This window comes from Rathayibacter sp. AY1F4, assembly GCF_002931775.1.
GTDB lineage: Bacteria > Actinomycetota > Actinomycetes > Actinomycetales > Microbacteriaceae > Rathayibacter.
The window spans coordinates 1-5,073 of record NZ_PSVE01000046.1; the positions used below are offsets into that span (position 1 = coordinate 1).

The window sequence follows — 5,073 nt, forward strand, 5'->3', positions numbered from 1 at the left end:
GCGGGGGAGGGGGTGGGGGCGGCGCTCATTGCGGACTCCTTCGGCAGCGGTCCGACCATCCTAGAGCCCCGGTGGAGCGCTCTCTCGCCCCGGAACGCGGGACATCGCGCCCCGGACGACCGCGAGGCGCCGCCTCCCCGTCCGGACACCGCGGTGAGGGCGGTGTCCGGGCGGCGGAGGCGGCGCCTCGGAGGGGAGGAGCGGAGCGCAGGACGCGGTCCGTCGGCGCTTCCCGATCAGGCCCGGTGGGCGCCGTGCCCGTCGCGCGGAGGAGCGGTGCGGATCGAGTCCGTCCGGACGTCCGGCTCGATGCTGCCCGCGGCCAGGTCGGCCCCGGCGCGCGCGGCCAGCTGCGGGTCCGTGCGGCGCAGCTCCTCCGCGCTGTCCTCGGCCGCGAGGTCGTGCGCCTCCTGCATGGCCGACTTCGCGCGCAGCGGCGGGGTCTTGAGGAACCACGAGAGCACGAAGGCCAGCAGGACCACGCCCAGCGCGACCTGGAACACGGTCACGGTCGCGTCGTTGAACCCGGTCAGGAACGGGGCCGACAGGGCGCGGTCCGCGGTGTTCAGGAACGAGGTGTCCCCGTCGAGCGCGGAGCCGATCGCGGCGGTGTCCTGCGACTGCAGCAGCTTCAGGATCCCGGCGTTGGCCGGGTCCGCGGCGACGGCGGGGTCGGTGGCGGCCCGCTGCAGATCCGCCGCGAGCGCCGGGTTCTTGAAGGCCGCGGCGATGGTGTCGGGGATGCGGCTGAAGAGCACCGAGAAGATCACGGCGGTGCCCAGGGTGCCGCCGATCTGGCGGAAGAACGTGGAGGCGCTGGTCGCGACTCCCATGTTCGCCACGTCGACCGAGTTCTGCGAGGCCAGGGTGAGGGTCTGCATCATCTGCCCGAGCCCGAGGCCCAGCATCAGCATCCCGCCCATCATGAAGACCACCGGCTTGTCGATCGTCACGAAGGTGAAGTAGAAGAACGCGGCCGACATCAGGAAGGTGCCGACGATCGGGAAGGCGCGGTAGCGGCCTGTGCGCGAGATGATCTGACCCGAGACGATCGAGGCGATCATCAGGCCGAGGATCATCGGCAGCATCAGGAAGCCGGACTCGGTCGGCGTGGCGCCGTTCACCAGCTGCAGGTACAGCGGGATCGCCATCATGCCGCCGAACATGCCGAAGCCGACGAGGACGCCCAGCACGGTCGCCATCGAGAAGGTCGGCGAGCGGAAGAGCTTGAGGGGGATGAGCGCGTCGTCGCCCATCATCCGCTCGGCCGCGATGAAGCCGATGACGCCCAGCGCGCCGACGATGTAGCAGACCCACGCGATCGGCGAGCCCCAGCCCCACTCGCGGCCCTGCTCGGCGATCAGCAGCAGCGGGCCCGCGGCGATGACGACGAGGGAGGCGCCCCACCAGTCGATCCGCACCGAGCGCTTGCCGGCGGGCTTGGGCAGGTGGAGGAACCGCACGACGATGAAGAGCGCGACGGCGCCGATCGGGAGGTTGATCAGGAAGACCCAGCGCCAGCCGGTGATGAAGAGGATCTCGGGGGTGCCGGCGAGCAGGCCGCCGATGAGCGGTCCGACGACGCTGGAGATTCCGAAGACGGCCAGGAAGTAGCCCTGGTACTTGGCGCGCTCGCGCGGGGGCAGGATGTCGCCCATCACCGTGAGCGCGAGCGACATGAGTCCGCCGGCGCCGAGGCCCTGCACGGCGCGGAAGCCCGCGAGGCCGAGCATCGAGGTCGAGAAGCCGGCGAGCGTCGAGCCGATCAGGAACAGCACGATCGCGATCAGGTAGAGCGGGCGGCGTCCGAAGATGTCGGAGAGCTTGCCGTAGATCGGCGTCGCGATCGTCGAGACGATCAGGTAGGCGGTGGTCACCCACGCCTGCTGCGAGAGGCCGTCGAGGTCGTCCGCGATGGTGCGCATCGAGGTGCCGACGATGGTCTGGTCGAGCGAGGAGAGGAACATCCCCGCCATCAGGCCGAAGATGACGAACAGGATCTGCCGGTGCGACATCACGGCGCCGGACGGCGTCGAGGTCGGAGCGGATGGAGCGGAGGCGGAGTCGGCCACGGTGGTCCCCTTGTCTGGCGGACGCGTCCAGGCACGGCGATCCGCCGCAAACGTTGCGTGCTGCGCAAAGTTACACCGCGTGCGGAGAGCGCGACAGATTGTCCGGCGAGCCTGAACGGGATCTCAGGGCCGCCGTGCCGGGGCCGTGCATCAGGCCGGAGCGGGGACCGCCTCGTCCGCCCAGCCGGCCTCACGGAGCGCTGCGCGGGCCTCGGCTCGGGCCGAGTACGGCGTGCGCACGCCGAGGATGTCGCGGTAGTTCTGGTGCCCGGGGCCGGCCCAGAGGATGGCGTCGCCCTCGTGCGCCAGGGAGACGGCGACGCGGATGGCGCGCTTGGGGTCGTCGACCTCGTGGATCTCGGCGTCCGGACGTGCGGCGCGGGCGGCCCCGACGAGGGTGCGCCGGATCGAGGCCGGGTCCTCGAAACGCGGGTGGTGGTCGGTCACGACCAGCACGTCGCTGCCCAGGACGGCGGCTTCGGCCATCGCCGGGCGCTTGAGCGCGTCCCGGTCGCCGTCGGCGCCGAACACCATGACCACGCGGCCGGGAGTGACCTCGCGGACGGCCTCCAGGGTGCGGGCGAAGGCGTCGGCGCTGTGGCCGAAGTCGACGTACACCGTGGGGCCGCGGTCGCCGGAGACGCGCTCGGTGCGGCCGGGGAGGGAGGCGTCCACTCCGCCGTCGCGGTGCAGCGCAGCGCGGATCTCGCCGATCGGCCGACCGGACTCGATCAGCATCACGATCGCCAGCCCGGCGTTGGCGGCCATGTGGGTGCCGATGATCGGCACGGAGGTCGTGATGGCACGGCCCTCGCGGTTCCCGATCCGGAAGCGGGTGCGGCCGAACTCCTGCTCGAGCACCGTCACGGTCCAGTCGGCGTCGACGCCCGGGAGGGAGGTGATCGTGGTGACCGGCACGCCGGCGACCTCGACGAGGCGCGCGCCCGCGGGGGAGTCGAGCGAGACGACGGCCCGGCGCGCGCGATCGGGCTGGAACAGCTGGGCCTTCTCGCCGAAGTAGGTGTCCATGTCGCCGTAGTCGTCGAGGTGGTCGTGGCTGAGGTTCGTGAAGCCGGCGACGTCGAAGACCACGCCGTCGACGCGGTGGCGGGTGAGCGCCTGGGCGCTGACCTCGATCGCGGCCGCGCCGACGCCCTCCTCCTCCATGCGGGCGACGAGCGCGTGCAGCTCCGTCGCCTCCGGGGTGGTCAGGCCGCTGGTCACCGAGGTGTCGCCGATGTGGCGCTCCGCGGTCGAGCTGAGGCCGGGAACGACGCCGAGCTGGCGGAGGATCCCCTCGAGCATGTGGACGGTCGACGTCTTGCCGTTGGTGCCGGTCACGCCGAGCAGCACGGGGGAGCGCTCGGCCGTCCCGTAGACGGCGGCGGCGACGGCGCCCAGGCGGGAGCGGGGGTCGTCGACCACGAGGACGGGCAGACCGGTCGCGCGCGCGGCGTCGGCGCCCGCGGTGTCGGTCAGCACGGCGGAGGCGCCGCGGGCCACGGCCTGCTCGACGAACTCGGCCCCGTGGCGGTTGACCCCGGGCAGGGCGACGAAGAGGTCGCCGGGCTCGACGTCGGAGGCGATCAGCGTCACTCCGCTGATCTCGGCCGTCAGGCTGCCCTCGTCGCCGACCTCGAGCGTCCGAGCGAGGGCGGCAAGAGGGACGGAGGGTGCGGTGAGGGGTCGGAGCATGGGGTCCTTCCATCGACGGCTCCGTGGGGGGCCGTGCGGCCGAGGGGGCGGTCGCACGCGGAGTCGTGGCTGTCACTCAAGCTAGGGGGTCTGCTTATGTGAATCCTTAGAGGATATGCGCGACCCGCGTGGAGGAGCACGGGTGGACAGAACCGATCGCCGGTGCTTCAGCAGATGCGCAGGAACGGGTCTGTCTAGGCTCGGAGGATGACGTCGAACGAGAACGAGCCGACCGGTGGGCGCCCCGTCCGCCGCCGAGCCCTGGTCATCGGGGGTGTGGCCGCCGCGGCGGGCCTGACCGCCCTGGGGGTCGGAGCCGCCATCGGGAACGGAGCGCCGGCGCCCTCGCCGACCCCCTCGACGGCACCGCCCGCTCCGTCGCCCTCCGCCGCCGCGACCACTTCGGCGCCCACGGCGGAGCAGACCGCCACGCCTACTCCCACTCCCACTCCCACTCCCGCTCCCACCGGGATCGACCTCACCGCGCAGTCCGTCGACGACCCGGCGAGCACCTGGGTCGTCGTCAACAAGCTGCGGACGCTCGCGCCGGTCGACTACGTCCCCGCCGACCTGACCTTCCCCGACGTGCCCTACGTCAACCGGCAGCCGATGCGCCAGGCGACCGCGGACGCCCTCGTCCCGCTCTTCGCCGCCGCCCGCTCCGAGGCCGGCCTCTCACTGGCCGTGCAGAGCGCCTACCGCTCCTACGACACCCAGGTCAGCGTCTACGCGGGCTGGGTGTCCTCGCGCGGGCAGGCGGGAGCGGATGCGACGAGTGCGCGCCCGGGGCACAGCGAGCACCAGACCGGCTGGGCGGTCGACGTGGTGGGAGCGTCGGGCGCGTGCGCGCTCGAGATCTGCTGGGGCGACACTCCGGAGGGGCAGTGGGTCGGCGCCAACGCCCACCGCTTCGGCTTCCTCGTGCGCTACAAGCCCGACACCACTCCGATCACGGGGTACGAGTCGGAGCCGTACCACCTGCGATACGTCGGGACCCAGCTCTCCGGGTACCTGCACGACTCCGGCATCGAGACACTCGAGCGCGCCTTCGGCCTTCCGGATGCGCCCGATTACGCACCGGGGACGACTTCCTAGGCGGTCTAGCAATCACAGACGGACACGATCGGGCGTGACACGCGCCGCTCGTTACCGTACTGTTATTCGGAGCGCTTTCGGAGGCCCGTCTTACAGGTCTCCCACCCCCGCCTGGTGACATAGCCGCTTCCCCTGCTCCCGAGCCCGGTCCCCCGCCGAGCCGCCGACCCGTGAGACCTCTCTGTGCCCCCTCGCTCCACCCGCTCCACCC

3 protein-coding genes are annotated in these 5,073 nt (G+C 72.1%); 1 reads left to right on the forward strand and 2 read right to left on the reverse strand.

From position 1 onward, the window contains the following. Positions 1–236 precede the first annotated feature (236 nt). On the reverse strand, positions 237–2,015 hold the full coding sequence (locus tag C5C59_RS16895) for an MDR family MFS transporter (RefSeq protein WP_104238625.1): 1,779 nt from the start codon (positions 2,013–2,015) through the stop codon (positions 237–239). 207 nt (positions 2,016–2,222) lie between these two features. Next, positions 2,223–3,767, reverse strand: a complete 1,545-nt coding sequence (locus tag C5C59_RS16900) for a Mur ligase family protein (protein ID WP_104238621.1) — start codon at positions 3,765–3,767, stop codon at positions 2,223–2,225. 207 nt (positions 3,768–3,974) lie between these two features. Between C5C59_RS16900 and C5C59_RS16905 the strand changes: the two genes are divergently transcribed. Next, a complete protein-coding gene (locus C5C59_RS16905; RefSeq protein ID WP_104238620.1) occupies positions 3,975–4,862 on the forward strand; it encodes a D-alanyl-D-alanine carboxypeptidase family protein in 888 nt (295 codons plus the stop codon). Positions 4,863–5,073 lie beyond the last annotated feature (211 nt).